At 36.9% G+C, this 25,426-nt stretch carries 25 protein-coding genes; 4 read left to right on the top strand and 21 right to left on the bottom strand.

Going from position 1 to position 25,426, the window contains the following annotated elements; genetic code table 11:
• Complete coding sequence (locus tag BR44_RS00925; RefSeq protein ID WP_034549783.1) at positions 1-708, bottom strand: HAD family hydrolase; 708 nt, start codon at positions 706-708, stop codon at positions 1-3.
• 533 nt (positions 709-1,241) lie between these two features.
• On the opposite strand from BR44_RS00925, the gene BR44_RS00920 reads away from it, so the two are divergent.
• On the top strand, positions 1,242-2,027 hold the full coding sequence (locus BR44_RS00920) for an ABC transporter ATP-binding protein (protein ID WP_034549780.1): 786 nt from the start codon (positions 1,242-1,244) through the stop codon (positions 2,025-2,027).
• Positions 2,020-3,678 (top strand): hypothetical protein, encoded by a 1,659-nt coding sequence (locus BR44_RS00915; protein WP_034549778.1) that lies wholly within the window; start codon positions 2,020-2,022, stop codon positions 3,676-3,678. The genes BR44_RS00920 and BR44_RS00915 overlap by 8 nt, the downstream gene beginning before the upstream one ends.
• A 202-nt stretch (positions 3,679-3,880) precedes the next feature.
• On the opposite strand, the gene BR44_RS00910 is transcribed toward BR44_RS00915, so the two are convergent.
• Positions 3,881-5,446, bottom strand: coding sequence for a bifunctional metallophosphatase/5'-nucleotidase (locus tag BR44_RS00910; protein WP_034549776.1), 1,566 nt, complete (start codon positions 5,444-5,446; stop codon positions 3,881-3,883).
• Between the two features lie 425 nt (positions 5,447-5,871).
• Here BR44_RS00910 and BR44_RS00905 point away from each other — a divergent pair, with 425 nt between their 5' ends.
• Complete coding sequence (locus tag BR44_RS00905) at positions 5,872-6,174, top strand: hypothetical protein (protein ID WP_034549774.1); 303 nt, start codon at positions 5,872-5,874, stop codon at positions 6,172-6,174.
• Between the two features lie 447 nt (positions 6,175-6,621).
• Here BR44_RS00905 and BR44_RS00900 read toward each other — a convergent pair whose 3' ends face one another.
• From BR44_RS00900 to BR44_RS00825, 16 genes are all read right to left on the bottom strand, one after another.
• A complete protein-coding gene (locus tag BR44_RS00900) occupies positions 6,622-7,170 on the bottom strand; it encodes a hypothetical protein (RefSeq protein WP_034549772.1) in 549 nt (182 codons plus the stop codon).
• A complete protein-coding gene (locus tag BR44_RS00895) occupies positions 7,167-7,706 on the bottom strand; it encodes a hypothetical protein (RefSeq protein ID WP_034549769.1) in 540 nt (179 codons plus the stop codon). The genes BR44_RS00900 and BR44_RS00895 overlap by 4 nt, the downstream gene beginning before the upstream one ends.
• Positions 7,699-8,730 carry a type IV pilus biogenesis protein PilM gene (gene pilM / locus BR44_RS00890; protein WP_034549767.1) on the bottom strand — a complete coding sequence of 344 codons (1,032 nt, stop codon included), beginning with the start codon at positions 8,728-8,730 and terminating at the stop codon, positions 7,699-7,701. Before pilM ends, BR44_RS00895 begins: the two co-directional genes overlap by 8 nt.
• 43 nt (positions 8,731-8,773) lie before the next feature.
• A complete protein-coding gene (locus tag BR44_RS00885) occupies positions 8,774-9,529 on the bottom strand; it encodes a prepilin peptidase (protein WP_034549766.1) in 756 nt (251 codons plus the stop codon).
• Between the two features lie 77 nt (positions 9,530-9,606).
• Positions 9,607-9,969: a competence type IV pilus major pilin ComGC gene (locus BR44_RS00880; RefSeq protein WP_051912433.1), complete on the bottom strand. Its 363-nt coding sequence runs from the start codon at positions 9,967-9,969 to the stop codon at positions 9,607-9,609.
• Positions 9,970-10,105: 136 nt separating this feature from the next.
• Positions 10,106-11,311: a type II secretion system F family protein gene (locus BR44_RS00875; RefSeq protein WP_034549765.1), complete on the bottom strand. Its 1,206-nt coding sequence runs from the start codon at positions 11,309-11,311 to the stop codon at positions 10,106-10,108.
• Positions 11,312-11,346: 35 nt separating this feature from the next.
• A complete protein-coding gene (locus BR44_RS00870) occupies positions 11,347-12,363 on the bottom strand; it encodes a type IV pilus twitching motility protein PilT (RefSeq protein ID WP_211249854.1) in 1,017 nt (338 codons plus the stop codon).
• A 12-nt stretch (positions 12,364-12,375) separates the two neighbouring features.
• Complete coding sequence (locus BR44_RS00865) at positions 12,376-14,001, bottom strand: GspE/PulE family protein (RefSeq protein WP_034549763.1); 1,626 nt, start codon at positions 13,999-14,001, stop codon at positions 12,376-12,378.
• 17 nt (positions 14,002-14,018) lie between these two features.
• Positions 14,019-15,656: a PilX N-terminal domain-containing pilus assembly protein gene (locus BR44_RS11025; RefSeq protein WP_051912431.1), complete on the bottom strand. Its 1,638-nt coding sequence runs from the start codon at positions 15,654-15,656 to the stop codon at positions 14,019-14,021.
• Between the two features lie 9 nt (positions 15,657-15,665).
• Positions 15,666-16,157: a PilW family protein gene (locus BR44_RS00855; protein WP_169740184.1), complete on the bottom strand. Its 492-nt coding sequence runs from the start codon at positions 16,155-16,157 to the stop codon at positions 15,666-15,668.
• A complete protein-coding gene (locus BR44_RS00850; protein WP_034549759.1) occupies positions 16,102-16,527 on the bottom strand; it encodes a type IV pilus modification PilV family protein in 426 nt (141 codons plus the stop codon). Before BR44_RS00850 ends, BR44_RS00855 begins: the two co-directional genes overlap by 56 nt.
• A 480-nt stretch (positions 16,528-17,007) precedes the next feature.
• Positions 17,008-18,345, bottom strand: coding sequence for a C1 family peptidase (locus BR44_RS00845; RefSeq protein WP_034549757.1), 1,338 nt, complete (start codon positions 18,343-18,345; stop codon positions 17,008-17,010).
• An 87-nt stretch (positions 18,346-18,432) separates the two neighbouring features.
• Positions 18,433-19,044: a VanZ family protein gene (locus BR44_RS11020; RefSeq protein WP_051912428.1), complete on the bottom strand. Its 612-nt coding sequence runs from the start codon at positions 19,042-19,044 to the stop codon at positions 18,433-18,435.
• A gap of 145 nt (positions 19,045-19,189) precedes the next feature.
• Entirely contained in the window at positions 19,190-19,414 is a 225-nt protein-coding gene (locus BR44_RS00835) for a DUF2922 domain-containing protein (protein WP_034549754.1), read from the bottom strand.
• A 55-nt stretch (positions 19,415-19,469) separates the two neighbouring features.
• Positions 19,470-19,673, bottom strand: a complete 204-nt coding sequence (locus BR44_RS00830; RefSeq protein WP_034549752.1) for a hypothetical protein — start codon at positions 19,671-19,673, stop codon at positions 19,470-19,472.
• Positions 19,674-19,756: 83 nt separating this feature from the next.
• A complete protein-coding gene (locus BR44_RS00825; protein ID WP_034549750.1) occupies positions 19,757-20,308 on the bottom strand; it encodes a sigma-70 family RNA polymerase sigma factor in 552 nt (183 codons plus the stop codon).
• Positions 20,309-20,755: 447 nt separating this feature from the next.
• On the opposite strand from BR44_RS00825, the gene BR44_RS00820 reads away from it, so the two are divergent.
• Positions 20,756-21,685, top strand: a complete 930-nt coding sequence (locus BR44_RS00820) for a competence protein ComK (protein ID WP_034549749.1) — start codon at positions 20,756-20,758, stop codon at positions 21,683-21,685.
• A 94-nt stretch (positions 21,686-21,779) separates the two neighbouring features.
• Here BR44_RS00820 and BR44_RS00815 read toward each other — a convergent pair whose 3' ends face one another.
• From BR44_RS00815 to BR44_RS00805, 3 genes are all read right to left on the bottom strand, one after another.
• Positions 21,780-22,040, bottom strand: a complete 261-nt coding sequence (locus BR44_RS00815; RefSeq protein WP_034549747.1) for a hypothetical protein — start codon at positions 22,038-22,040, stop codon at positions 21,780-21,782.
• A 496-nt stretch (positions 22,041-22,536) separates the two neighbouring features.
• Complete coding sequence (locus BR44_RS00810; RefSeq protein WP_034549746.1) at positions 22,537-23,760, bottom strand: PQQ-dependent sugar dehydrogenase; 1,224 nt, start codon at positions 23,758-23,760, stop codon at positions 22,537-22,539.
• A gap of 268 nt (positions 23,761-24,028) precedes the next feature.
• Complete coding sequence (locus tag BR44_RS00805; protein WP_051912425.1) at positions 24,029-24,949, bottom strand: nuclease-related domain-containing protein; 921 nt, start codon at positions 24,947-24,949, stop codon at positions 24,029-24,031.
• Between the last annotated feature and the right edge of the window lie 477 nt (positions 24,950-25,426).

Genomic DNA, 25,426 nt, shown 5'->3' with positions numbered 1-25,426 from the left:
TTAAAAATAACCTTGTTCTTCAAATAGTGAGATTAACTCAACAGGATGCTGAATGGTCTCGTCTGGTTCGATGCTTCCTTTTTTCATGTTGTTTTTTCTGGTATTCAACCAAATAACAGTCCAGCCAGCTCTTTTTCCACCAACTATGTCATTTTGAAAGGAATCTCCAATAAAAATAGGTTTCTTATTTTTAATCGTTAAAGACGACTCTACAAATTTAAACGCTGCTATATCGGGTTTCATCCTACCCATTTGACCAGAAATAAATACATGATCTTGGTCAATCCATTTTGCTAAACCAAGTTGGTCTATTTTCTTTTGTTGGTGTGCAGCTGCCCCGTTTGTCATTACTCCTAGTGTATGATCGTTTTGCGTTAATTTAGTCAATAATTCTCTCATTTCTGGGTACAACTCTATTTTTTTCTGTTCTTCTTCATAGGCTTTTTGAAAGGCTAGCGCTTTTTCGCGACTAATGGGGATATTAGCTTGTTGGCATGCATGTTGGATACGCATCACTTGCATCTCTATCTTAGGTAGCAATCCGGATTCACTTTGTTCAAATAAGGCATCACTTTTTTCACGGTTAAAACGATAAAGACTGTTAATCTCAGCGAGTGAAACTTCACGAATAGTTTGGTAAAATGCCTGTTTAAATGGAATCAATTGATCGTACAGTGTATCGTCTATATCAAAGATAATCGTTGCCATAGTTAGTTCTCATTCCTTTACATTTTTTTCAATACACTAATTTTACCACAGATAAGATTAAGTTAGCGTTTTTTCAACAACATTCTCTAGTCATTCTAATGATCAGCTTGATGCCAGCAGCAGTCCATCTTTCCCACCTTCATTCGTTAATCCTTGATAGGAAAAGTTGCCTATCTTAGTCCTCCTCACTTTCAAATAGACAACTTATAGCAAAACGCTAGTCCTCTTGTCCATTATTAAGTCAGATACGACCAGTTGACTATTAATAAACCCTAACACGTCCACTCATAGGATTTTTCGGACGAGTTGGGTGAGCTATATCCTTGACTCGTCTATTTTTCACTACGATAGACAAGTTAGAGAGGGATTTTTAAAAGCTTGTCCACTTTTAGTGAATAAGCTAGTCGCTACCCTTCAAATGAGCTTAAGAAGTCTAGCTCATTTGAGGTTAACAAACACCTCATTTCTTTAATAAGAGTCGTTTTTTTCTTTCTGTCTATGTTAAAATAAAGTTAAAATAAAGGAGGCTAACGATGGTACCTATTTTAGAAATTAAAAACCTTAGGAAATCATTTGGTTCAAACGAAGTCTTAAAAGGGGTAGATTTTGCCGTTTATCCTGGTGAAATTATAGGCTATATCGGGACTAACGGTGCTGGTAAAAGTACAACTGTCAAAATGATATTGGGGTTACTGAAACCTGATGCTGGCGAAATCACTATTTTTGGAAATGCCCTAAATGAAAATGAAACAACTTATAAAACGCGTATTGGCTATGTACCGGAAAATGCAGATTTATACGAAACCTTAACCGCTGAAGAATATTTCTTATTCGTTGGACAATTATATGGGTTGAATGAAAAGACTATCCGTCAAAAAAGCTTTGCTATGATGACGGCTATGAAAATTGAATCCGCTTTTCGGACTAGACTCTCAGCATTTTCCAAGGGAATGCGTCAAAAAGTACTGATTATCTCTAGTTTGTTACATAATCCAACGATTCTTTTTTGGGATGAGCCATTGAACGGTTTAGATGCTAATAGTGTTCTTATCATCAAAGAAATTTTAGCTCAATTAAAGGCCGAAGGAAAAACCATTTTTTACTCTTCGCATATTATGGATACGGTTGAAAAAATTAGCGATCGTATTTTAATTCTCAATCATGGGCAAATCGTTGCGGATGGTCCTTTTAATGAGATTCGACATGAAGCGGAAGGAACTTTAGAAGATTTATTTAACGAGTTAACTGGCTTTGATGAACAACAACAACTAGCTCAAGATTTTTTACAGGCTATGAAGGGAGCAGATAGCGATGCTTAAACCACTTCCGCTTGATTCAAAAGAGCCGATTTATTTAAGAATACTAGATCTCTTTTCTTCCCTTTATGAAAAAAATGGAGTGGATTACCGACAACTACGATTAATCGTCCAGACAAAAATCTTAATGGATGGTCGTGAGCCCAATCCTATGATGCGAAATGGTACAAACAAAAAGGAAAAAAATTCGTTTTTTGCTTCTCTGATTTGGTATTTTATTATTAGTATTTTTATAGTCGGGACATTATTTATCGGTGAAAGCTTAATTTTGCAGTACACCATCTATTTTAGTTATTTATTTGTTATGTTGCTATCCACTACAATTACCAGTTTTTCTTCTATTTTACTCGATACAAAAGATCACATTTTAATCGGTACAAAGCCTTTAACTAGTCAAACACTTAGCGCAGCTAAAGCAACCCATGTTTTTATCTACTTATTTTCTTTAACTTTAGCCTTAGGAGGTCCAGTAACCATCGCAACGTATTTTGTTCACGGACTCCTCACAGGATTGATGGTTACTACACTAACCTTTATTTTTAGTTTCTGGACACTGCTGTTTACATTAGTTGTCTATGCCACTATTCTTAAACGCTTCAATGGTGAGAAGTTAAAGAATATCATAGCTTACAGTCAAATTGGTTTATCTATCTTTACCATTCTAGGTTACCAAATGGTTGGTCGGATATTTGATTTGGTAGATGTTTCTATATCGTATCGGCCAAAAATCTGGCACTTGCCATTGTTTCCATTGTGGTTCGCTGCTCCATTAGGTCTGCTGCAAGAAGGCTTAAATCGCTATTATATTTTGTACACGCTGTTACTGATAAGTGCCACAATACTATTCTTTTTCTACTATAAAAAGAACAGCGCTCAGTTAGAACAAAACATTCAAAAGTTGTCTGATCAAAATAACCCAGTTAAAGAGCACAACTATTGGATGAACCAAACTAAAAGAATTTTATGTTTCAATAACGTTGAACGGGCATATTATCAATTTACCTGGAAAATTATTAAGAATGAACGCGAATTTAAAACCAGAATCTACCCGTCATTAGCCGTTTCTTTTATCCTTCCATTGTTTTTTATCTTTAACAGCTTCAGTAGCGGCATGACGCTTAACGATATTCGAAATAATAGTTTTCCTTACTCCGTTTACATTACATTGTTCATGGTCCCACAACTGGTTACTTCTCTAAATTACTCTTCTTCTTATAAAGGTGCTTGGATTTTCCAGATGAGTCCAATCACTAATGATGGCTTATTTGTGAGAGGTGCTGGGAAATCGATTTGGATGAGGCTAGTCGTACCTTTTTATGCGGTATTGGGCATGCTGTTAGTATTTTTATTTGGTTGGGATGATCTGTCGATTATTGTCAACGGTTTCCTAGCTACGACAGTTGTTTTCTTCGGTTATTTAAAAGCAACGATAAAAACCTATCCTTTTTCAAAAAAATTTACAGCAGCTGATAGTGCCAAAGAATTCATTCCAATTATCCTCGTCTTTATTGTTATTGGCTTATTGGGTTTACTGAACTTCTGGATCAATTCTTTTATTCCTTTAGGCAGCTGGTTGCTGACACTTATCTTAGCCATCAGCACCTTATATTATTTGTTTGTCCCTTATAAAAACATCCGATTCAACCAAACCTAACTCGTAGCAATCTCTTTTCTTTGACGAATACTCTAATGAAAAAAACGATAAGGACATCTAAGACTAATGCTTAGTTCCTTATCGTTTTTTTGATTGGAATTGGATAACTGCTAATTGAGTGATTGGTTACTTCTACTAACGTTGTATTGCTCGTTTATTTAGTCATTTATTTTCAAGACCCATTTATCGAACTAGTCTTTCTTTATTCAGCTACCACTTTAAAGTTGTTGTTTGTTTCAGCTTTGATGACGGGGTGTTCAACTAAATAATCCGCAATCAACTCGCTCATGTCTTTTTGATTTTCACGAATAATCTTATCAGCTGAATACATGGGATAATTCCCTCCACCTACTGCACGGTATTGATTTAACGTGATGTCCAATTGATCTTCTGGTTGAATAGTTTTTCCGTGGTACTCTAATTGGACGATGCGTTCACCGAAAGGTTTTTTGGCATTAATGGTGTAGTCAATGCCTTCGTACATATCGTAATTATAATACTGTGGTTTGGGATGAATGAAATCTGGATTGATGCCCACTGAACCATCTTTTTCAGCTTTGAAATAAGTAGCCGAATGTTCTAAGGCTGCTTTCAAATCGGCACCTGAAACACGCAATACCGCCAACGTATTAGGGTAAACATAATTCGTTACGACATCTCGCATCGTAATTATCTCGCCAAATCCTTTGCCTTCGTTTACAAATAATGCTGTACCCGAAATATCTGTACCGGTAGCCTCCATTTGAACTTTATGAATAAGTTCCACATAGGGGTGCTCTACTGCACGAACGCGATGCGCATCTTGAATGCGCATATCTCCCTCTACTCTTCCAAGCGGTTGGTCCAGCCACTCGTCAACTTCTTTAAATAGATCAGCGAGTTTTGTTGCAATCGCCGCATCAGGGATAGCTGTAGCCGTTTCTATCAAACTAGCTTCACTTTGTGTGACCACATAAGCTCCATTGTCATTTTTTTCAATGGTTAAGGTTATTTTTCCAACCGCTTCGCCGCGATACCCTGGTTGAATGACCGGGATATTATTTATTTTTGTTGCAATTAAGCGGTGTTGGTGTCCCGTGATAAGTGCGTCAATGCCAGGCACTTCTGTCATTAACTGATAGGCTTCATTTTCGCCGGTTAACGGTTCTGTTATTTCACCAGTCTTTAAGTCTCTTTCAAATCCACCATGGTAACTAACCACTACTACATCAGCTAATTCTCTTAGTTGAGGAACGAGCTCTTTTGCTGTTTCGACACCATCTTTAAAGGTCATTCCTTTAATATGGTCAGGGTGTTCCCAATTTGGAATGTACGTTGTTGTTAATCCCAAAACAGCTATTTTAAGGCCTTCTTTTTCAACTATTTCATAAGCTTGCCCAAATGCTGGTTCGCCAGCTTCATTGAGTATATTAGCCACAAGAACAGGGTAATTCATCGCCGAAATAGCTTGTTTCAAATAGTCTTCACCATAGTTAAACTCATGGTTGCCAATTACCCCTACATCGTACTCCATCATATTTAAAACCGTTACTAAATCTTCTGGATTCGTACTTTTTCGTCGTCTGGCAATGTAATAACTCAACGGGGATCCTTGGATAAAATCACCATTTTCAATTGTCACTACTGGTCCTGTTGCTTGCTCTTTTTCTTTTTTTAAAACGGTTGCTGCTTTTACTGCACCGTAAGGCATATCTTGCCTTTTTGAACTGAAGTTGGTTGGTCCGATGTAGCCATGTATATCGCTTGTTGCTAAGATGGTCAATTTCATTCTACCAAATCCTTTCAATCAATCGATTTTATGTAGACTAGTTAACTCGTTTACTAAAAAAGGCCGTTTATTGATTCCTAAAAAGATTGTGTCACTACTCTTTCAAAAAGATTAAACGTCTTTTATTGATTGTATCGGAACTGGCGTAGATTTAAAAGAATAACCATCATCCTAAAAAAAATTGTTTCAAATTTATCAATCCCAAAAATTTTTCATTCAACTATTCTATAGTGACTGGTTTTTTTGACTGTTAAGACTATAGTTGAGCCTGCAGAATCCTTCTTTGCTTCTAAAGGATGTCAATTACTCAAAAAAGCAACTCTTTCTTGGTCTTATTCGATTCATTAGATAGACTATAAAGTGTTATTCATTCATCTTGTGGGCTATAATTAAGGTAAAATATTTTACAAAAGGAGACGATTGCATTGACCATTTATCAATTTGGAATGCTTAGTAAAAAAACAGTCACACTAGATGGAAATATTCTTTCCATCAAAGGGGTCATAACCAATAAAATTGACTTAAATATAAAAAACATCCACGTAGCTTATATCGTAACGCCCTCTTTGAGTAGAAACGGCACGGTTTACTTTAGTACAGATGGCAAAGACACACCAAACGCCATTATCACTAAAAATGGCTTTATGTATACAAAAAAACAGCTAAAAGAAGTCCAGTCATTAATAAAGGAAGCCGGTATTAAAGCTATCTACTCTGATTCACAATAAAAATTACTTAACCAGCAAGCACCAAAAGAGTTCGGGTAAGTATTAACAGCTTGCGTAGAAAAGAACAGCTGGGAGAAAAAATTGATTGCAGTTTTTATTGCTGCAGCATTTCTGTTTGAATACGGCGCAGTAAAGTTCGCAAGCAGTTAGTAGTAGCAAAGAGATAAATAAAGAGGAAGCGACCTTACTTTATTCTAGGACTATAATTGACTGTGGGGAGACACCTAATCGAACAGGCATCTACCACGATATCCTTACTGTCTCAACTTCAGGCATGGGAATTGTGAAAAGTGAAAGAGTACCGGATCAACAGTCATCAGCTCCTCCTGTCTAGCAACTATAAATACCCCTGTTACAATATGATTTCCATATTGTAACAGGGGTATTCGTGTTGCAATATATATTTGATTCATTGACACTCAGGAGAATAATTATCCTTTACTAAGATTATTCAGAGGATGCGACATGATAAAACAACTCAACTGTGAATGTCCCACTGTAAGAAGCTTCATCAAGCTTTTCAAACCCAAAAGAATAGATGTTCCAGATGCGCTCCGTTGCTTCTAGTTTTTTGACCAGGGTCTGCATACTTCCCGCAGTCGCACTTGTCAATTCCACTTCGTAGCTGCTTTTTCTGTAACTTTCATCAAGTCCTTCAAGCGACTGAGGTTCTTCTACACGTACTATTTGCTGCACAGTAACCTTCTCTTGGGCAGCGAGCCTTTCCAGCACAATCAGCTCTTGATTGACCTTTTCGCCTTCAGGTAAAAATCCCCAAGTTTCTTCATATCCTTGTCTATACTCTTTCAGTAAGGTTGCTTCTGGCGGGTACTCGGTCTTCAAGTTCATTTCTTCCTCCACTTGTTGAGCTACAAGATTAGCTCGCTCTTTAATGGGATTGAGATAATAGACCTGTCCAAAAATAAGCACCCCTAGAATGACCAGTACGATTATCAATACTAGTATGATTGACAAACGATTCCATTTTAACTTCATAACGGAATCTCCCCTCTCAAAGCTGCTTCATCAATATCTAGCCACAGTTCAACCGTCGAGTCCACTCCATCTGGTTGATTCTCCATACGGATAAACTGAACATCAGAAACATAGGTTAACGTTTTAAATTTTTCGACCGTATCGGAGACCTCTGTAGCTGTCAAACCTTCCAAGACTAATGTGATTTGATTCGTCTCATTTTTATTGAAAATGGTTACTTGCTGTTCCCCGTTTGGAACTTTTTCAAGGATTTCTTTTGTTACATAGGCCATTGGATATTGCATTGCTTCAAAAGTAGCTTTATCCGCTGCCACTTGTTTTGTCAATTGAGCATATTCTTGCATTTGCTGTGAAACAATTAGCTGCTCTTGTTCTTCTTGAAGCCAATCTTGATTGTTTGTTTCTGTGTTTGAGTAATATGCTTGCATGGAGAAAAGATAGATACCTACCAAAATAAGCAAGAAAAGGAAGACACCACTAAGCAAATAAGGAAGAAGGTTTTTCTGCTTTTTTTCAAAAAAATTAACTTCAAACATGTTCAGTTTCCTCCTGTACTTTTTCCCTGGTGTGCTTCACTTTTTTCTTAGCGATTTTATTCGGAATAGCTGTCTGCTTTTCTTTTAACGCAAGCCCATATAATGGCAGAAACTTAGTGTTAATCTCTTCAGGGACCGCTAGCATGTGAATCGATTGAGGAAAACGTTTGGACAACTGTTCTCTTACTGTTTCCAAATCAGGAAAGTCACCTGTTAAAAATATATCTGTCACACCAGCTTCTCCGTTTACCACAGAATAGCGGTAAAACTCTAATAACCTTTCCAAAACATTCAAGGTTTCTACAATGGCCTCTTCATAAGATTCGGTATCGTCTTTCCAGATCCACTCACCATCCGGAGTAACATCCCACAAATCAACCAAACGCACTAAGCGCGACTGGCGGGAAAATTTAGGCAGATTCTGGTTGAAAACCATAATGGCATTATTGACCGTACTCCATTGCAACACCATCACATGTTTATCAGGATCTAGTTGAAATGCCTTTTGCTGTCGGATAATCCGGTAGAGACAGAGCGAAGAAATATCCGCTACAACCGGATTTAAGGAAACATTTTGTAAGATTGATTCATATTGCAAGATAACATCTTGGGGATAAAGCATTAAAAGGATGGTCTGCTCCGTATCACCTTCTTCAAGCATTTCGAAATGAAAACGCGTTTCTTTGAAAGGAGAACGAATCTTTTGTCCGATATGTAAGGCAAGATAGGCTTTTATTTCTGAAGCGGCTAACTGTGCGGGTATTTTTTCTTCACGCACAATGACAAAATTATCTGGCAACAGAATGGATGCTTGCACATTTTTCCATTTTTTTTCAGTAACTAGAGCGCTTAAGCGATTTTCAAGCAAAGAAGTATCAATAATTTTCTCTTCATGAAGAATTTCCATATCAAACAGGATTTCGCTTTTTTCCAGTACCGCACCGGAATGCCCATCCATGACCAAATAACGGATTCTTCTTTCCGTAAACTCAAAGTAAAGTAAGGGCTTTTTATTAAATAACATCATATACCTCCTTATGTATCAGAAACACAAACAATGCTCTTCCTTAACTAAGAAAGGATAAATACCACTGTAGGATCGTTTCTCCGAAATAAAAAACAGTTAGTGCAGCTAGACCGATGTACGGTCCAAATGGAATGGTCATTTTTCGATTACCCTTTTTTAACCTCATTAAAATCATACCCATAATGGCTCCGTAAAGCGTCGCTAAAAAAAAGAGCAACAAAAAAAGAGCGGGTCCGAAAATAAAGCCCAATAAAGTAAAGTATTTCAAATCCCCAGCGCCCATCCCGCCATTAGATAAGAGAATAATCACGAATACCAAACTAAATGCCAGCACTGTTCCTAATAAAGATGCCCAAAAAGAAGGCTGTGGATTAAACAAGCGTAGCACTACAAACAAAGGAGTGAAAAATAACAGCATCTTATTTGGTATTTTTCGATAAGCGATATCGGATACCGTAAGTGGAATGATGAGTGCAATTAATAAGATACCTAGCAGCGTTTGTTCACTAAAACCATAACGATAATAAGTAAACGCTGCTAATAGTCCCGTCGTTAGCTCCATAATCGGGTACAACAAAGAAATTTTTTCTTTGCATTGCCGGCATCGACCTCTTTGGCGCAAAAAAGACCAGACTGGAATCAATTCTTTCCAAGTCAAAGTCCGCTGGCATGTGTCACAATAAGATCGCGTTTGAGCAAACAACGTCCCATTTGGCACTCGTAACCCTACTACATTAAAAAATGAACCAAATACTAAACCATAAATGAAAAAGATAACCGTTACGATTGTGTTCATAAAAAAACTCCTAGTAAACAAGAAAGACTCCCTGAAGGAGTCTTTCTATGTGTTTTAGTAGATATGATATTTTGCTATTAGCCCGGTATATCTTCTGTAGTTGCTCCAACTGATACTGTATAGTCAACTTTATTACCAGTCTTTGTTTTTGTTACAGTATAACTACCTTCAAAATCAGACTCAAGATAGCCTGCTGTTTTTAATTGATCTGTAGTAATTGTTGTACCTGTTATTGTATTTTGTAATTCATACATTTTCGCTGCATCAATAACCAATTCTTCTTGAGCCTTTGCTGTTTTAGTTTTAGAATCAGCAACCACATTCCCAACCAAAGGAACCGAGATAGCAACGATTAAAGCTAAAATGGCAATAACTGCTAGTAACTCCACTAATGTAAAGCCGCCTTCTTTTTTCAACACTTGTTTGATTTTATTTCTCATTTTCTTTCCCTCCAGTTTCTTTGTTTTGTTTCTGAATGGTTGCTTACTAAAGACTCACTTCACTTTCTAACAGAAGTTTATGCCCAAATTTATTATATAACAATAGTTTTACTTTTGCAATAAGTTTTCTCAGAAATTAGCCAAAAGTTTCAAACATACTAAACATGGGTACAACAATCGAGAGAACGATTACACCCACAATAACCGAAAGGAAGATGATCATAATCGGTTCAATCAATACTTGTAGTTTATCGGATGATTCTTGTACTTCTTGATCGTAGATTTCTGAAACTTTCTTTAGCATCTCATCCAACTCACCACTTGATTCTCCAACTTGAATCATTTGAATAATGAGTGGTGGAAAAAACCAATGACCCACCATCGGCTTCGCTAATGATTCGCCTTGTTCAACATCTTTTTGTGCTTGCAATAGGACATTCTCGACGACTCGATTGCCCACAACTTGGCTCGTGATTTCAATGGCTTGGAGAATGGGGACCGAACTACTAATTAAAGAACTCAGCGTTTGTGTCATTCGCGCTAGCAAGGTTTTTTGTACAAAGGTTCCTAGAATAGGAATCTTTAATTGCACCACATCAAATAGGTAAGCGACTTGGTCTTTTTTCAAAAGCTGAAGAACAACGCCAGCTAAGAGACCGACTAGTAAGATGATCAGCCACCAGTAATGTTGGAAAAAACCACTTAACTTTAAAACAACTTGCGTAATCATAGGCAACTCACTTCCCATAGAAGCAAACATGTCGGCAAATATCGGCACGATAAATACCAACAAGAAAACGGTGATAAAGAATGCTAACACTCCTACAACTAGCGGATAAGTCATCGCAGTTGAGAGTTTTTGCTTGATTCGGTACTGTTTTTCATAATAGTCAGCCATTTCTTGCAGAACTTCTTCTAAGCGTCCGCTAACTTCAGCTGAATGAATCATATGTACCAATAAATCAGGAAACATTCTCGGCTTTTTTGCCATTGCTTCCGACAAAGCAACCCCTTCCCTTATTTCTTCCGCTAACTCGTCCAGTGCCTCTTTTAGCGACAAACTCGTCGATTGAGCAGCGAGAAGGTCTAACGCATCCACCAACAAAATTCCTGCACTCATCAGAGAAGAAAACTGTCTCAAAAAGATAATGAAATCCTTTGATTTTAAAGAAGTGCGCAAGGTGATATCCTTATTTAATACGGCATTCAACTTATCTACTTCAAAAACAACCAGATCCATGTGTCCCAGTTTACTGAGTGCTTCTTTTTTACTGATACTTTCTATTTTCCCTTTCATGAGTTTTCCATCTTTTGTTTTGGCTTTATAAGCAAAAACGGCCATTATTATCCCCCCTTTCTTATTGTTTGATTTGGTGTCTATGACACTAAATGAGACCTTCCAATTTTTTTATCTTCGACGAGTTTCTTCATGCTCATCTCCATCGTATGCATGCCTTGATCAGCGGATGTCTGTAGTACATTGGAGATTTGATGCATTTTTTCGGCTCGGATTAAATTTTTGATGGCGGTGTTATTGACCAACATTTCGGTTGCTGCCACGCGACCATCGCCTTTCTTAGTCGGCACGAGTCGTTGCGATAGAATACCTAAGAGAACATTCGCTAGCATCAAGCGGATCTGATCGCGTTGCCCACCTGGAAAAACATCAATCATTCGCTCAATACTACCTGCCGCATCTGAGGTATGCAACGTTCCTAAAACCAAATGTCCGGTTTCCGATGCTGTGATAGCGGTAGAGATAGTGTCCATATCGCGCAACTCTCCCACGAAAATGATATCGGGATCTTGGCGCAAACTTGCACGGAGACCATTCTTGAAGGATACGGTATCGGATCCGACTTCTCTTTGTTCAATGATAGATTGTTTATGTTCATGCAAGTACTCGATAGGATCTTCTAAGGTAATAATGTGTCGATTCAGCGTTTGGTTTACATAATCGATTAGCGCCGCTAGCGAGGTGGTTTTCCCGCTTCCGGTAGGACCCGTTACCAAAAATAAGCCATACGGTTGTTGCACTAATTTTTTAGCGATATCCGGTAGACCTAAACTTGCTACACTGGGAATTTCCTTTGAAATGATTCTAAAAGCAAGTGAGAGTGCGCCACGTTGGTAGAACACATTCACACGAAAACGAACAATCTCAGCGATGCTATAAGAAAAATCAATGTCTCGTTTTTGTTCTAGTGTCTCCCACATCTCTTGGTTAATAATTGTTTTTACAAACTGTTTTGTATCTTGTGGCATAAGAGAAGTTTGTGTTTGCGGGATCAACTTTCCATCAATCCGAAAGACTGGTGCTGAGCCTACCACAAGGTGTACATCGGAAGCTTTTTTTTCATAAGCAGCTGTTAAGATCGTATCCAATGGTTCCATTATTTTGCCTCCTTATTCATTAATAGAAGCAACTCGTAAAATTTCTTCTAGTGTTGTCTTTCCTGCTTTCACTTTCAGCAAGCCATCGTCAATCAAAAAGCGAACACCTTGTTCTTTGATGTGCTGTTTGATTTCTTGAATGGACGTTTGATTCATCATCAGTTGCTTTATTTCTTCTGTAATCACAATCAATTCATGAATAGCCATTCGTCCACGATATCCGGTATGACGGCAAGCGTCACAGCCCTTGGCGAACGTAATTGTGTCGATTGTTTGATCGCGTCTTGCAAAGATTTCTTTCTCAATCGGTGTTGCCTTTCGTGTTTCAGCACAATCTTTGCAAATGGTTTTAACGAGACGTTGCGCTACGACACCACTTATAGCCGAGACAATTAAATAGGACTCGATTCCCATATCCAGTAAGCGAGGAATAGTTTCAATGGCACTGTTGGTATGCAACGTACTGAATACCAAGTGACCGGTCAGCGCCGCACGCACACTGTTTTCAGCCGTTTCTCTATCTCTTATTTCTCCCACCATAATAATATTCGGGTCTTGACGCAAGACGGAACGCAAGCCTGCTGCAAAGGTCAGCCCAATTTGTGTATTGACTTGAACTTGGTTAATCCCTTCAATTTGGTATTCAACCGGGTCTTCAATTGTGATGATATTGCTTTCTGGATGGTTCAGTTCATTGATAGAGCCATAGAGAGTCGACGTTTTCCCCGAACCTGTCGGACCGGTCAATAAAATCAGTCCCGACGGCTGGGCAATCAGTTCCTGATAAGCTGCTAATATATCTTTTTCTAAGCCAATGTCTTCTACTTTTCTGAACATATTGGAGATATCTAAAATCCGCAAGACAATTTTTTCACCAAAAATAGTTGGTAAGGTTGATACCCGTAAATTCACTCGTTTCCCCAAAACATTTGTGCTAATTCGGCCATCTTGTGGGAGACGGGTCTCTGTTACATCCAGTCCGGCTATAATTTTAATCCGAGCAACTAAAGAGTTCATTAGCGTTTTCGGTAAAGGACGTTCATTACGAAGTAAACCATCTACCCGGTACCGAACCGAAACGTGACGTTCCGTTTGATCCAAATGAATATCTGATGCACGTAACGATACACCCGTTTCTAATAATTGGTTGAAAATTCTTACTGCAGGAGCATCTTCCCCTTCAATGTAGTCAATATTCACTTCTTTTGAGTCGTACAAGCGATTGATTGTCTGCAATAAGTCATCTTGTGTTGCTATTACTGGCTGGACCACATACCCGGTAGAAAATTCTATCTCTTCTATCGCATAAAAGTCTAATGGGTCATTCATCGCTACAATTAAACGCGTATTCTCTTTTTTAATTGGAAGCAATAATTTAGAACGCGCAAAATCTTTTGTTACCAATTCCAATACAGAAAGATCAATCGGATATTGATATAAAGAGACACTTTCTAGTTTCAACTTAATCTCTAACGCATCCAATAATTGCTTCTCGGTAATGTATCCTTGATCAACTAATAAATCTCCTAATTTTTGATCCTGCTTTTTCAAGCTGAGTGCTTCTACAATCTGCAGTTCCGTTACAAGTCCCGCTTCTTTTAATAAATCTCCTAATTTTTTCTTCTCGAAATCTGCCATATTCTCTCACCTTTCTGCTAATCTTCAATGATTGTTCCTGAGGTTATAATGTCTTCCGATGATGGAGCAGTAACAGTAACTGATGAGCCGAATGGGAAACCGGTCGTGACAATTTTTGTATAAGTTAGTTTTGCATCACCAAGCATTTTGAATTTTTCTGCAATAACCGTACCGTTCATAAGATAACTTCCAGTTAAAGTGACAGCTGATTTTGGTGCAATAAGTATTACGTTGGAAGGTCTATTCCAGTTGCCACCTGACAAAATAATTTCTTTGTTATCCGTCAGAAATACGCCATTTATAGTGGTATTATTGAGATCTACTGGTTTCTCATTTCCGATGGATATCACATTAGCGTTCATCTTGTTAATATTCGTAAAATTTGGATTAGGACCTGTAAATATCAATAAGAATTGTTTGCTTATTCCAGAGGCATTGATGTATGAATTCTGATTAAAATTGATTGTATTTGCTACAACCAATCTAATTATTCCTTCACCAATAATATCGAGATTACTTGAAGTAAATATTAAATTATTCACTAAAAATGTAATTTTGCCTTCTTCTACAACATTAAGACTCCCTGAACTAATTGATAAATTGTTCACTAAAAATGTGATTGTCCCTTTTCCAACAATATCAATATCACCTGAACTAATTGATAAATCGTTCACTAAAATCGTGTGGTTTCCTCCCATAGGGTCAATAGTTAACTTTTTTCCAGACTCAACTATTATCTTATTAAAAGAAATATTGTCATAAACCTCAAGCTTATAGGTATTAAGTAAATAATTGTTTAGAAACAAATTCCCATTATCTTGAACCTTATACTGTTCATTCTCATTTTTTTTAATTATTTTATCCGGTAATTTTTTAAAGTCTATCGTATTATCAGTGGGTACTTTAACTTGTTTCAACAAGTTTTCATAAACTTTAAAATCAATATTTTTTTCTCTAGCTACATAATTTTTAATCCACTTCCAATCGTATTCTCTATTGATTAAGTTTTCAGCAGTCGTACTACTAGGATAATACAAAGTATCCCCTTTAGAATTCTTACCTCCTGAAATTTTGACGGAATCCTTTAATACTGAATTGGTATGTAAATCCCCTACCAAAGTACCGTTTCTCAATTCCATGCCACCTTGCGTTAACAAAGCTGCATTTTCAGGAAGTTTTGGCATTCCTCCCCCACCAGTACTTTTATTAACCCAATTCACCGTGACTTTTTTCATAACGGTCCGCTCTTTTCCGTCTATTTCTCCGGTAGACTGAATGTTATAGTTTTGTGAGTCTTCCTTTTCAGTCCGGATTGTTGCAGTAGGTTCGCTGCCTAATTGCTGATCAAATTTTATACTCGACTGACCATTTTTTGAGCTAAGGATAGTTGATACCTGATTATAAAAAGCACCTTCTGTTTCATTGTTTTTATAAGCACTTAATACTTCTCTCTGAATCTGTTCATAAGCGGCAACGGCTCCAGCTTCTGCCACATAATAAGCGGATGTATCATCACGAGTAGCATCACTCAATCGATAACTACCGATCGTAAGAGTTCCAATGGCAATACCTAAGACAGACAACACCAAAAGCACCATTAATGTTAAAACTAAACCACTGCCTTTTTCTTCCTCTCGGAGTTGCTTGATTCCCATCCTATCCACTCACTCTCTTAAATAAATCGTCGTTTGGTATTCTTTAGATTGATTATTTTTTTCTGACATACTTTTTAATACTATCTCTATGCTTTCCGTTTCAGGATCTGAAGAAACCATAAAACTCTCCACATCTTCTGCTAGAATCTGCGTATTATTTTTTAAAAGTTTTGATCCTTTTTTACTAAAAGTTTCCACCTTGTCAATAAAAAGCGCGTCATCATTTTCTGACACGGTTATGGAATCATAGGAATTTTTGCGAATTTCTCTGGAGATGACAGAAAGTGTATAAGCATAATCATTTGACTGGTTAGCAGAATAAGATTGAGTCATATACTGTTTTTGGCCAAACATATGTACTGCTCCCGCTAATGCAAGTACCACTGAAAGTAAAGCAATACTAGCCAATAGTTCTATGAGTGTCATCCCTGATTCGCTTTTTAAATTAATATTTGATCTCTTTTGCTGTTTCAAATGACAGCCGCGTTTCCATTTGAGCATAAGCTTTCCCTTCCTTAGACACATTCACCGTTCCCGTATAGAGTGTTTCATCAGACTTTTTGAAAATGTTTGATTCAACCTTAAATCCAGATTTCTCTTTAGCGTTTTCAGTCTCAATCATTTTCAGCGCTTCTTCCACACTCTTTGTCTTCGAGTAGTAGGTAAGTAACTCGATAGATTCTTGTGCGATAAACGTTGCTTCATTTACAGTATCAGTCTGATTATTTGTTTTAGCAGCTTGGATAAAAAAAGACAAAAAAGTTGTGACAACAAGGGATAGGATTAGAATAGAAGCCAATATCTCCACGAGAGTCATTCCTTTTTCTTCTGATAATAGATCTTTCACATGTTTTTTATACCAACTTTTCATAGTCTTCTTCCTTTTTTTAAAATGTAGTTATGAGTATCATTTATTTTTTGTTTTCCGATAATCTTCTCATTAAAAGATAGTTTGCTAACGAGTGACTATCCATTGTTTTAAAATCAGAATGACACTAGTTATCTTTCACCAACACTTAATACATAGACCAACTGTTGGAAAATAAAAAAAAGAGTCAACTATTTTTCCCAATTATTTATAACAATTAATAGCCTAAAACAGGCGTTATCCCTTAATAGCTACTATACAGTACTCAGCCAAAAAAAACAGTTAAATAATAAAAAAAATAACTCTTACGAAAAAACAAAAAAAGGCCTTGATTAATGTTGTTCCTAACACTAAAAATTTTACCTGGAATTGGTAGATTGTTAATACTAACTAAGGGATCCTTGAAACAAACAAAGAGGGATCCTAAAAAATTCATACAAAAAAGAGAGTTAGTTTTCACTAGCTCTCTAAATCTTTTTTCGTTTATTTAACCATGGCCAATGAGCCCATTGGATCCCAAGGCTCCAATTCAATTACTGGCTCATCTAAAGCTTTCAACCATTTTTCTGCAACGTATTTCTTGTCTACCGCTACTTGATAAGTAAACTCATCAAACCACTTGTCACTCATAGAGAAAACGCCTTTTCTACCAGGCTTATCGCCCCAGCTGTTTTCGACTTTCCAAGTTAATGGTTTTCCATCGTTGTCTAAGTTGACCCCAACTAGAACCATCGCATGCGTTAATAAGCTTTCACCATAATCCAAGCGCTGAGCTTTGGTCATCTTCAAGCCTTCGCCAAGAGTTAAGTCGTACTGGTAGGTATTTTCGTCCATAATGCCTGCTTCGCGTTCAGACATCTGTCCAACATCACAACCAAACCAGACGGGTTCACCGGCTTTGATAGAAGCGATTGCTGCATCTTTTAAGACGTCAATCGGTGTATTGATGTAGCGAATCGGTTGGCCTTCTTTAACGGTTCCCAAGTATTTAACCGTATACGCTTTGCCATAAGGTTTATCTTCAGTTGGAGCATTCAATAGGCTAACTAAACTCGTTAAGTCCCAACCAACGTATGTTTTAAAGAATTCTTGTGGTGTGCTATTCGCGATACGATGAAATTCATTGTCTTTATCGCGGTAATCATAAGTAAATTTTTCAGGAACTTCTCCGAGCGCTTTTACCAATACATTGTAAATAAAGTACAGCATATCATCTTTTTTAGCTGTCAGTTCTTCTGTTGTTTCACCATTTCTATGGCCTTCACGTAAGACACTCGCAAATTCACGTAATTTTGCGGTTAAGATTTTATTTAAAATAGCTGTATGAGAAGAATGGAACGTTTCTGGCATCACTGATTTAGGTACTGCACCGTATTTTTCTAAAATACCTGAGAACATATCCCATTGTCCGCCATCTTGAACTGGATCCATCAATAAATGAGCAATAATCCTTGAATTTTGAGCTTCCTCTACTGTATCTAAAATACTATCTAAGAAATAATTGGCTTTTTCTAACTTATCCCAAAATAAGGTATAGTTTTGCGAAAACTCAAAGGTTTCCATATTTAAGCGTTCCATTGTTCCAACACGCGCGGTATTTAAGGCTGCAAACATCCAGCAGCGACCACTTGATTGTTGGTTGGTCATCTCACCACGTTTTGTTTCTTGTGAAAAAGAAAAAGGATGGCGTCTAAGCAAGTCATTGTCTAAAGAAGCTATGTTGATTCCAACTTTAGCAATCGCTCCTTTAATTACTTGGTTTTCACGATTTCCTTCAAATCGAGTTTTAAATTGCGTTAATAGGTCTGTATTGATTGTCAAAAAATCTCCTCCTCATCTTTTACTAATCCCTATGTTACTCTTCTTTAATCTGATTTACAATTCGTTTTGGCAAGTAAGAGTATTTTTTTAAGTCTGGACTAGTTTTTTATGGTCTACAACTTTTTTTATTTTGTTCCAAAGACTCTGGGCAACAATTCCGATGCTCGCTCCAGCACTATCAATAACAACGTCACTTAACATCCCACCTCTACCAGGAACAATTGTCTGGTGCAATTCATCGGAAAGAGCATATAAAACACACCCGGTAACAGCCATAATAGAAGATTTCCAACCCGTGTATCCGTTGCTTTTTAAGGCCGTTTTACTCAAAAATCCTAAAACCAAGTAAATAAAGAAATGAGCATTTTTTCGAACAAAATGATGCAAATCAACCGGAGCGAAATAACGAAGCAAGATGCCTGATACACTGTAGAGTAAGATGAGGACCACTATAAGGAGAATCAACTCTTTTAAACCAATTTTTATCTGTTTGTGCTTCAGTAGTTTTATCGCTGCATAGGCTAATACGACAACCATCAGTAGTTGAGAAACTTTAACGACTTGGATGGTCACATAAATCATATCCTGGCTCAAGTTAAAAGACTGGCTAGCTGGTTGTGAAGACAGGTAAAAGATGGTTGCCATCATCACTATAACGGCTGACCACGAAATTAGTTGTTTGATTGGTTTATTCGGCATTGTTTCACACCCTTTTTTTTATATTCTTCCTATTCTACAGGATTTGTTCTATAAAAACACCTATTTCAACTAACAAACACAAAAAAATCCTTCGACACGGACCAGAGTCCTGTCGAAGGAAAAGTTTATTTTTTTATCTGTTTGATTATTCTACTTCAAAGATGTCTTCTACTACTCGCTCAGTGTAGCGGGCGCCGACGACTGTTGCAAACGAGTCGACTCCTTCACTTTGGAACAGTTTCAAAGCGCTGATGTCTTCCATAGCCAACTTAGCATTTTCGGGTGTTAGGTTAAGAATTGGGTCTTTCACACTCATTGTTTTTGCTTTCCCTAAACTTGTATTGAATCTTAATTCTAGTGATTTTGCCATTATTTTTTCCTCCTTTGATTTTTAGGTTATTAGATTAACCGTCTTGCTTTTAAGATTAGCGGGTGTAGCGGTATTCTTCAGCAACCACTGTGTATGAAGCTGGCAATGTGCTGACTGCTTCTAGCGCTGCGGTAAAACCTTCAACTTGTTCTGGTGTCACGCCTTGAATCGTATCTGCGTAGTTGCGTTTGATAATTTTTTCGTTCACTGCATCTTCGAAGTGAACTGCGATTGACCCTTTATTCCATTCTTTTGCCATAATGTGTAGCCTCCTGTGTTTTATTTTTGTAAGGTTTGTCATGACTGCTTACACCCCTAATAACGTTTTGAATCTTTTATGTGTTACCCTACTGCTTTTAAATGGACAAGAAAAGGCTGCAATTTCGTGATGACGCTTTTCCGCCATTGGTAAATCGTCTTGCGACTGACTTGATTATTTTGTGCAATCTCTGTAACAGTAAGCCGGTAAATGACGGCATCTATTAAATAAAGTTGTTCTTTCTTCGTCAAAACCACCAACATCTTTTGGAACAAGTCCATTGCTAAGCACTCATTTTCAAAGTGGGATTGTCTATCTGGGTAGTTTTCCTCCATTAACGCTGGCCAAGCGGATTCGTTTAACGACATGCGCTGTTCTTTCCTGCGTAAATCCCTTACGTGCCATTGAATTTTTTTGAATGCAAAGCCACCAAAAGGATAGATAAACGCCTCTTCTTCTGGATCTTCTGGGAAAGTTTCATACGCTTCTACTAGCTTTAATAAACCTTGTTGCACAAAATCATCGTAATCTGGATGCGTCCGCTGAATTCCCTCTCTTTTTAACACACCAAATACAATCCGGCTATGACGTTCAAAAAAAGCCGTTTCCTTTTCAATAGACAATTTTCTTATCATCTCGATCATTCCTTCATAGAGTGTTACAAGGCCTTGTACACTGATAGCATAATCTCTTACACTCTATTGTGACAACGTCTTAAAATGATCAAAACCAGCTGAATAAAAGAAAAAATGCAGAGTTCATACGCAAAATGAGTCTGTTTAATTTATTTTTTCACAAGCACACTAAAAATAATGGCTTTAAATGTGTCAAATAATCTAAAAATGCGATTATTTCTTGGTAAATAGTTTGAAAAGTTCAGCACTTTATTTCATGAAAAAGTTCTTCTTATCCACTAATTGTAGCTCTATGGCCATATTTACGAGGATACATTACTAAAATTTGATTAAAAAACAATAAAAATTTTATCATAATGTAAAAAAGCGAGATTTCTCTCGTGAAATCGGTTACAATGCATCTGTAATTATATTTTTTTGACACTAATTAGGAATGGGGAATGCTATATGGTAAAGGATTTCGATCAGTTTCAAGCGATGACTACTTATAAGACGTGGGAAAAGGAATTTAATCACTCATCGTATCATCAAGTTAATCAACGATTGACTCAAGATGCCACACTATTGCGTGAAGAACTCCTATCAACAACTGAATACTCTCAGAAAGGTCAGCAAAAATCGCTTCATTTTACCCAAACAGCTCTGCAAGACATCGCTGATAACTGTCTTGAATTCAACCATATCGTCCTAACCAATAAAGTCATCTATGTCAAAGACATTAGTAAGGTAAAATCAACACCATTTAATACGCTTATCTTTTATTTGAACCAACATCCTATCAAATCAATGGAAACGACAACTGAGATCATGAACCGTTATTTTGAATCCAATCTCGTGTCGTACCAATACATCAAGTTAATCGGACGCAGCATTGGTATCAAGAAATGTTGTCCTTATGTCTACAATGATATCGTCTACGTCCCTGAAAAAGGACCGACTAATGCGGCAGTCAGCTGGTACGCGATGCACCATGTTCTCTTTGCGATAAAAAGCAACCAATCCAAGCTCACATTTTTACATTTTCGCAATCAGGATGAATTATCTTTCGATCTAGGCAAAAAAGGCTATGAGAATCAGTTAGAACGCGTGATCAATCTTTATTCTCTTCAGCAATTGTTCAAAAAAAGAGTGATGTCTGATTTTAATTTAATAGAAGTAGCTCCGCTGGATAAAGAATTAAATGTGATCCAAAAAAGATTGCAGACTGCTACACCTGTTTATTTAGAACCCCACTCCCTGCAACGGTTTCTAAATTATTTGCTTTATTTTAAAGTGCAAGAGTTGCTGACAAAAGTTCTGGGTGAAGAAAATCCTTTCATCGAAGAGATTATGTCTACTTTTAAAAAGCCGCCGTTTCGCTTCCGATTTCAAAAATGAAATTGCTCATCCTCTAGACAACAAAAAAAATCCGAATACAGCACTCATAAGAAGTGTCGTTCGGATTTTTTCAGTCTGAATACGTTAAATAATGTTAATAAGTAGTGGCTTTATAGTTTACATTCTTTAAGCTTTCATTAATGAAAACTTGGTGTGCTGATGCGCGTTTGTTTTCAGGTACTTCCTCTACCATTTCGCCAACTCTTAAACAAAGTTGGTAAAACGTGTTTGCTTCTTCTTCCATTTCAAATTCATAAGTATGAGCTAATTCTCTAGTATCTGCATAATACAATACGACTTCTTGATCTTCTATATATCCACTGAAATACTCTGAAAATTGTTCTAAAGCTTTCATCCATTTCCCTCCTGATACTTTTTTATTCCTTCAGTTAGCAATAAAGGTCCAACGCATTTTTAAGCGGTTACATTATATAAAAATTCAGACCTTCATCGATTTTATCATACCTTTTATTTTCTGAATATACTAGTGATTTATTTCATTTGTTGGTAATCTCTAAGGTGATTTTAACTCGCTTTTTATATTTCTTTCCCTTTGTTTGTTCTCTCTAATACTATCTATTTCAAAGCTTTTTCTTGGGAAAAATAGTTAATCTCATTGCCCACACCACGTGATAGGCGCTCATAGTTTCTAATCTAATTTTCGTTCCTATTCGTTATTACTATTTAGATAATTACTATTTAGATATGCTCGATATTCTGGTTTGCCTTTCTCTGGACGAAAAAAATCCAAATTTATCCAAATTACACCGAATAAACTATGAAGCTGATTTTTGATAAATCAAAAAAAGCCCCTTTTTATAAAATAAGAGGCTTTCCTACCTTGTTTCATTTTATTTTTCTTCTAATCTGTACAACTTTCCACTGTAATCAATTATTACTAATTCTCCATCTTGAGTTACACCAAATGATGAAATCATTAAGTCAGTATCCACTAGTTCAACATTTTCAGCCGCTGTTGTTGCATCAGGTTTTGTTAATGCCCAAATCTTGCCAGAAATAAAATCACCATAAATATAGCTGCCTGTTAGGTCTGGGTTTTCATTTCCGTAATAGACAAACCCACCGGTGATAGACTCTCCTTCTGAATGCAGATACTCAAAAATGGGATTGATGAGTTCAGTGGAATCTACTGAACTATCTGAATTAAACTCACTTGTGCCTTCTTTTATGTTCCAGCCGTAGTTCTGACCGCTCTCAATCCAATTGATTTCTTCTATTTTATTTTGACCAACATCAGCTAACCAAAGTCGCTCATTTTTTGGATCAAAGCTAAAGCGCCAAGGATTACGCAAACCGTAGGCATAAATTTCTTCTCGATTGCCTTCTTTATTGTCCGCAAACGGATTATCTGCTGGTATTCCATAGGCCTTTCCATTGCTCGCTTGATCAACATCGATGCGCAACAATTTGCCATAAAGTTCGGTTAAGTCTTGTGCATTAAAGTCTGGATCTCCGCTTCCTCCACCATCGCCAACACCAATATACAAATAACCATCTGGACCAAAGACTAGCTGTCCGCCATTATGATTAGCATACGGTTGAGGAAAAGTTAGCACAATCGATTCTGTTTCCATTTTTACTTCAAGCGTTTCTGGATCAGCCTCAAATCTTGCAATGACGGTTCCGTCCTCTGAAGTGTAATTCACAAAAAAATAACCATTTTGTTCAAATTCGGGATGAAATGCCAATCCTAAGAGTCCCATCTCATTTCCTTCTGCACTGATTTTACTACTTAAATCAATAAAAAGAGTCTTTTCTTTCACCTCTGCTTGATCTTCAAAATAGTAAATGAACCCAGTTTGTTCCACTACAAACGCAATGTTGCCTTGACTATTCAAGGTCGTATAATCTAATGGTTTCTCAAATACTAAATTTGGATAAGCCTCTACTACTGCTAGTTTCATTGTCTCTATTGCTTTTTGAGAGGAGGTGCTTTCTGAACTGGTTGCTTCTGATTGAGATGTCATTGACTCATTTTGAGGAACGTCTTGTGTTTCATCCATCTGAGAACAAGCCATTAAAAATAATGGAAAAATCAGTAACCATTTCTTCATCTTTTTTCATAGAGCTATTCATCAAACTAACTCTATGCACTCCTTTCTTTTTTAAGGAAATAGGATAGGGAATTTTCATAAAGGACCTTCTTATCGTTGAAAAAGAATGGCATTCTAATATACTTTGAGGGTTGTTTTCTGTTAAATTCACTATACCAAATGTTGTTTTTCTATTCAACAAAATAGCTTAGACAAGACGAGATTATTCTGTTCTATTTTCATGCTTTTAATTTTTGATAGCCCAGATTACGATTACTGTTCAAAACAACTAGCTGCTGAATTCGTAATACCTCCATCTACCTGTCCCTTTAGCTATTAGCTGCTGATTAAAAATATACCTAATTCGACTAGGCGCTACCTGATGATCACACCATTTAGCAATAGCTGAGGTCGTAATTCTTTGCTCTGGAAATAATCGCTTGTATTCTTGCGCATGACGGATAACGGTTTTTGAAATCAATTCTTTTTTATTGCAGGACTTACAAAAACACGTTCTATTGTTGATAAAACAGTCTATGAAGGAACCACAATAAAAACAAATGATGCCTTTCTTTAACAATTTATCTTCATAAAAAGGCACATTATGCAGAGTAAAATCTTCCATATGCATTGGTTTAATTTCTTTTGCAAAACGGAAATGGGTCTGATTTAGCCTATCAGAGATGTCATTAATCATTGAAAAGTGTGAGGTTAACATTCCTGGTAACACCATCCCGCTATTTAGTGGTGCTTGAAATAAAGTAAAGTTGCGGTTCACAAAAACAATAAACTTTTTGATGCCCAAATTGTATCCCATTTGGTCTAATAGTTGTCGCAATGCCGACTCCGCATGATTGATTTGATAGAGTGGATCGAACACCTCTTTTTTAGTTCTTCCAAAATACATTTTTTCATTTTCGTAATAATATTCACCTGCAAAATTTTTCACTTCATAGATATAAAGATTCTTTGCAGTAATTAACAATGTGTCAATTTGAAACCTTTTCCCTCTCACATTCAAATACAAATCATTTAAAACTAAATTCTCGCATTTCAATTGTTCCATTATAGAATCAAACTCAACTTCTCCATTATACCCTTTGACCCAGCTCGCATACTTACTACGATCTTCTCTCGATAAGTCCATTCTATGTGCTAAAGACTCCATCATCAGCAGCCTAAAAGGTTTATCCCTCTCTTTAAAAGCCATTCTCTCACTCCCTTTTTATTTTCTTTCTTATTCAGTAATATACGCAATCCTTATTGTTTTTCTATTCAAATAAAAGCAGTGAATTTTTCGAATTCGAAAAATATCCAATAAACTAACAAACTACTTCATAATGCAAACCCATTCCTAGGTATCAATACTAGTTAGAGCGCTGCTAGCGACTAATTGGTTGAGGACTCTTTCAATAATCATTAGCTAGTGCCGTTCTGGCTAACGATTCTATTTTGTATTCTTATGGAAGTGTGAACTAGAACGCTGCTAGCGACTAATTGATTGAGGATTCTTTCAGTATTCGTTAGCTAGTGCCGCTCTAGCTAACGATTCTATTTTGTATTCTTATGGAAGTGTGAACTAGAGCACTGCTAGCTCTTAGTTCACCCCGGTTTCTTTGTCGAATGGTTAAGTAGAGCGCCGCTAGTTCACCATTCAAATGCGTTTTTCCAGCCTTTTATGAGGTAG

Origin of the sequence: Carnobacterium funditum DSM 5970 (genome assembly GCF_000744185.1) — a bacterium.
GTDB lineage: Bacteria > Bacillota > Bacilli > Lactobacillales > Carnobacteriaceae > Carnobacterium_A > Carnobacterium_A funditum.
This window is presented reverse-complemented; position numbering and strand designations above follow the sequence as displayed.

What these genes read in the sequence shown, in the direction of transcription:
- BR44_RS00910 (WP_034549776.1), bottom strand. Translation starts at nt 5,446, where the DNA reads ATGAAATTGACCATCTTAGCAACAAGCGATATACATGGCTACATCGGA.
- BR44_RS00885 (WP_034549766.1), bottom strand. Translation starts at nt 9,529, where the DNA reads ATGAACACAATCGTAACGGTTATCTTTTTCATTTATGGTTTAGTATTT.
- BR44_RS00825 (WP_034549750.1), bottom strand. Translation starts at nt 20,308, where the DNA reads ATGATAAGAAAATTGTCTATTGAAAAGGAAACGGCTTTTTTTGAACGT.
- BR44_RS11020 (WP_051912428.1), bottom strand. Translation starts at nt 19,044, where the DNA reads ATGCCGAATAAACCAATCAAACAACTAATTTCGTGGTCAGCCGTTATA.
- BR44_RS00920 (WP_034549780.1), top strand. Translation starts at nt 1,242, where the DNA reads ATGGTACCTATTTTAGAAATTAAAAACCTTAGGAAATCATTTGGTTCA.
- BR44_RS00915 (WP_034549778.1), top strand. Translation starts at nt 2,020, where the DNA reads ATGCTTAAACCACTTCCGCTTGATTCAAAAGAGCCGATTTATTTAAGA.
- BR44_RS00900 (WP_034549772.1), bottom strand. Translation starts at nt 7,170, where the DNA reads ATGAAGTTAAAATGGAATCGTTTGTCAATCATACTAGTATTGATAATC.
- BR44_RS00805 (WP_051912425.1), bottom strand. Translation starts at nt 24,949, where the DNA reads ATGGCTTTTAAAGAGAGGGATAAACCTTTTAGGCTGCTGATGATGGAG.
- BR44_RS00810 (WP_034549746.1), bottom strand. Translation starts at nt 23,760, where the DNA reads ATGAAGAAATGGTTACTGATTTTTCCATTATTTTTAATGGCTTGTTCT.
- BR44_RS00925 (WP_034549783.1), bottom strand. Translation starts at nt 708, where the DNA reads ATGGCAACGATTATCTTTGATATAGACGATACACTGTACGATCAATTG.
- BR44_RS00830 (WP_034549752.1), bottom strand. Translation starts at nt 19,673, where the DNA reads ATGGCAAAAGAATGGAATAAAGGGTCAATCGCAGTTCACTTCGAAGAT.
- pilM (WP_034549767.1), bottom strand. Translation starts at nt 8,730, where the DNA reads ATGTTATTTAATAAAAAGCCCTTACTTTACTTTGAGTTTACGGAAAGA.
- BR44_RS00835 (WP_034549754.1), bottom strand. Translation starts at nt 19,414, where the DNA reads ATGGCAAAATCACTAGAATTAAGATTCAATACAAGTTTAGGGAAAGCA.
- BR44_RS00895 (WP_034549769.1), bottom strand. Translation starts at nt 7,706, where the DNA reads ATGTTTGAAGTTAATTTTTTTGAAAAAAAGCAGAAAAACCTTCTTCCT.
- BR44_RS00870 (WP_211249854.1), bottom strand. Translation starts at nt 12,363, where the DNA reads ATGGAACCATTGGATACGATCTTAACAGCTGCTTATGAAAAAAAAGCT.
- BR44_RS00875 (WP_034549765.1), bottom strand. Translation starts at nt 11,311, where the DNA reads ATGGCCGTTTTTGCTTATAAAGCCAAAACAAAAGATGGAAAACTCATG.
- BR44_RS11025 (WP_051912431.1), bottom strand. Translation starts at nt 15,656, where the DNA reads ATGGGAATCAAGCAACTCCGAGAGGAAGAAAAAGGCAGTGGTTTAGTT.
- BR44_RS00880 (WP_051912433.1), bottom strand. Translation starts at nt 9,969, where the DNA reads ATGAGAAATAAAATCAAACAAGTGTTGAAAAAAGAAGGCGGCTTTACA.
- BR44_RS00855 (WP_169740184.1), bottom strand. Translation starts at nt 16,157, where the DNA reads ATGCTCAAATGGAAACGCGGCTGTCATTTGAAACAGCAAAAGAGATCA.
- BR44_RS00850 (WP_034549759.1), bottom strand. Translation starts at nt 16,527, where the DNA reads ATGAAAAGTTGGTATAAAAAACATGTGAAAGATCTATTATCAGAAGAA.
- BR44_RS00820 (WP_034549749.1), top strand. Translation starts at nt 20,756, where the DNA reads ATGGTAAAGGATTTCGATCAGTTTCAAGCGATGACTACTTATAAGACG.
- BR44_RS00865 (WP_034549763.1), bottom strand. Translation starts at nt 14,001, where the DNA reads ATGGCAGATTTCGAGAAGAAAAAATTAGGAGATTTATTAAAAGAAGCG.
- BR44_RS00815 (WP_034549747.1), bottom strand. Translation starts at nt 22,040, where the DNA reads ATGAAAGCTTTAGAACAATTTTCAGAGTATTTCAGTGGATATATAGAA.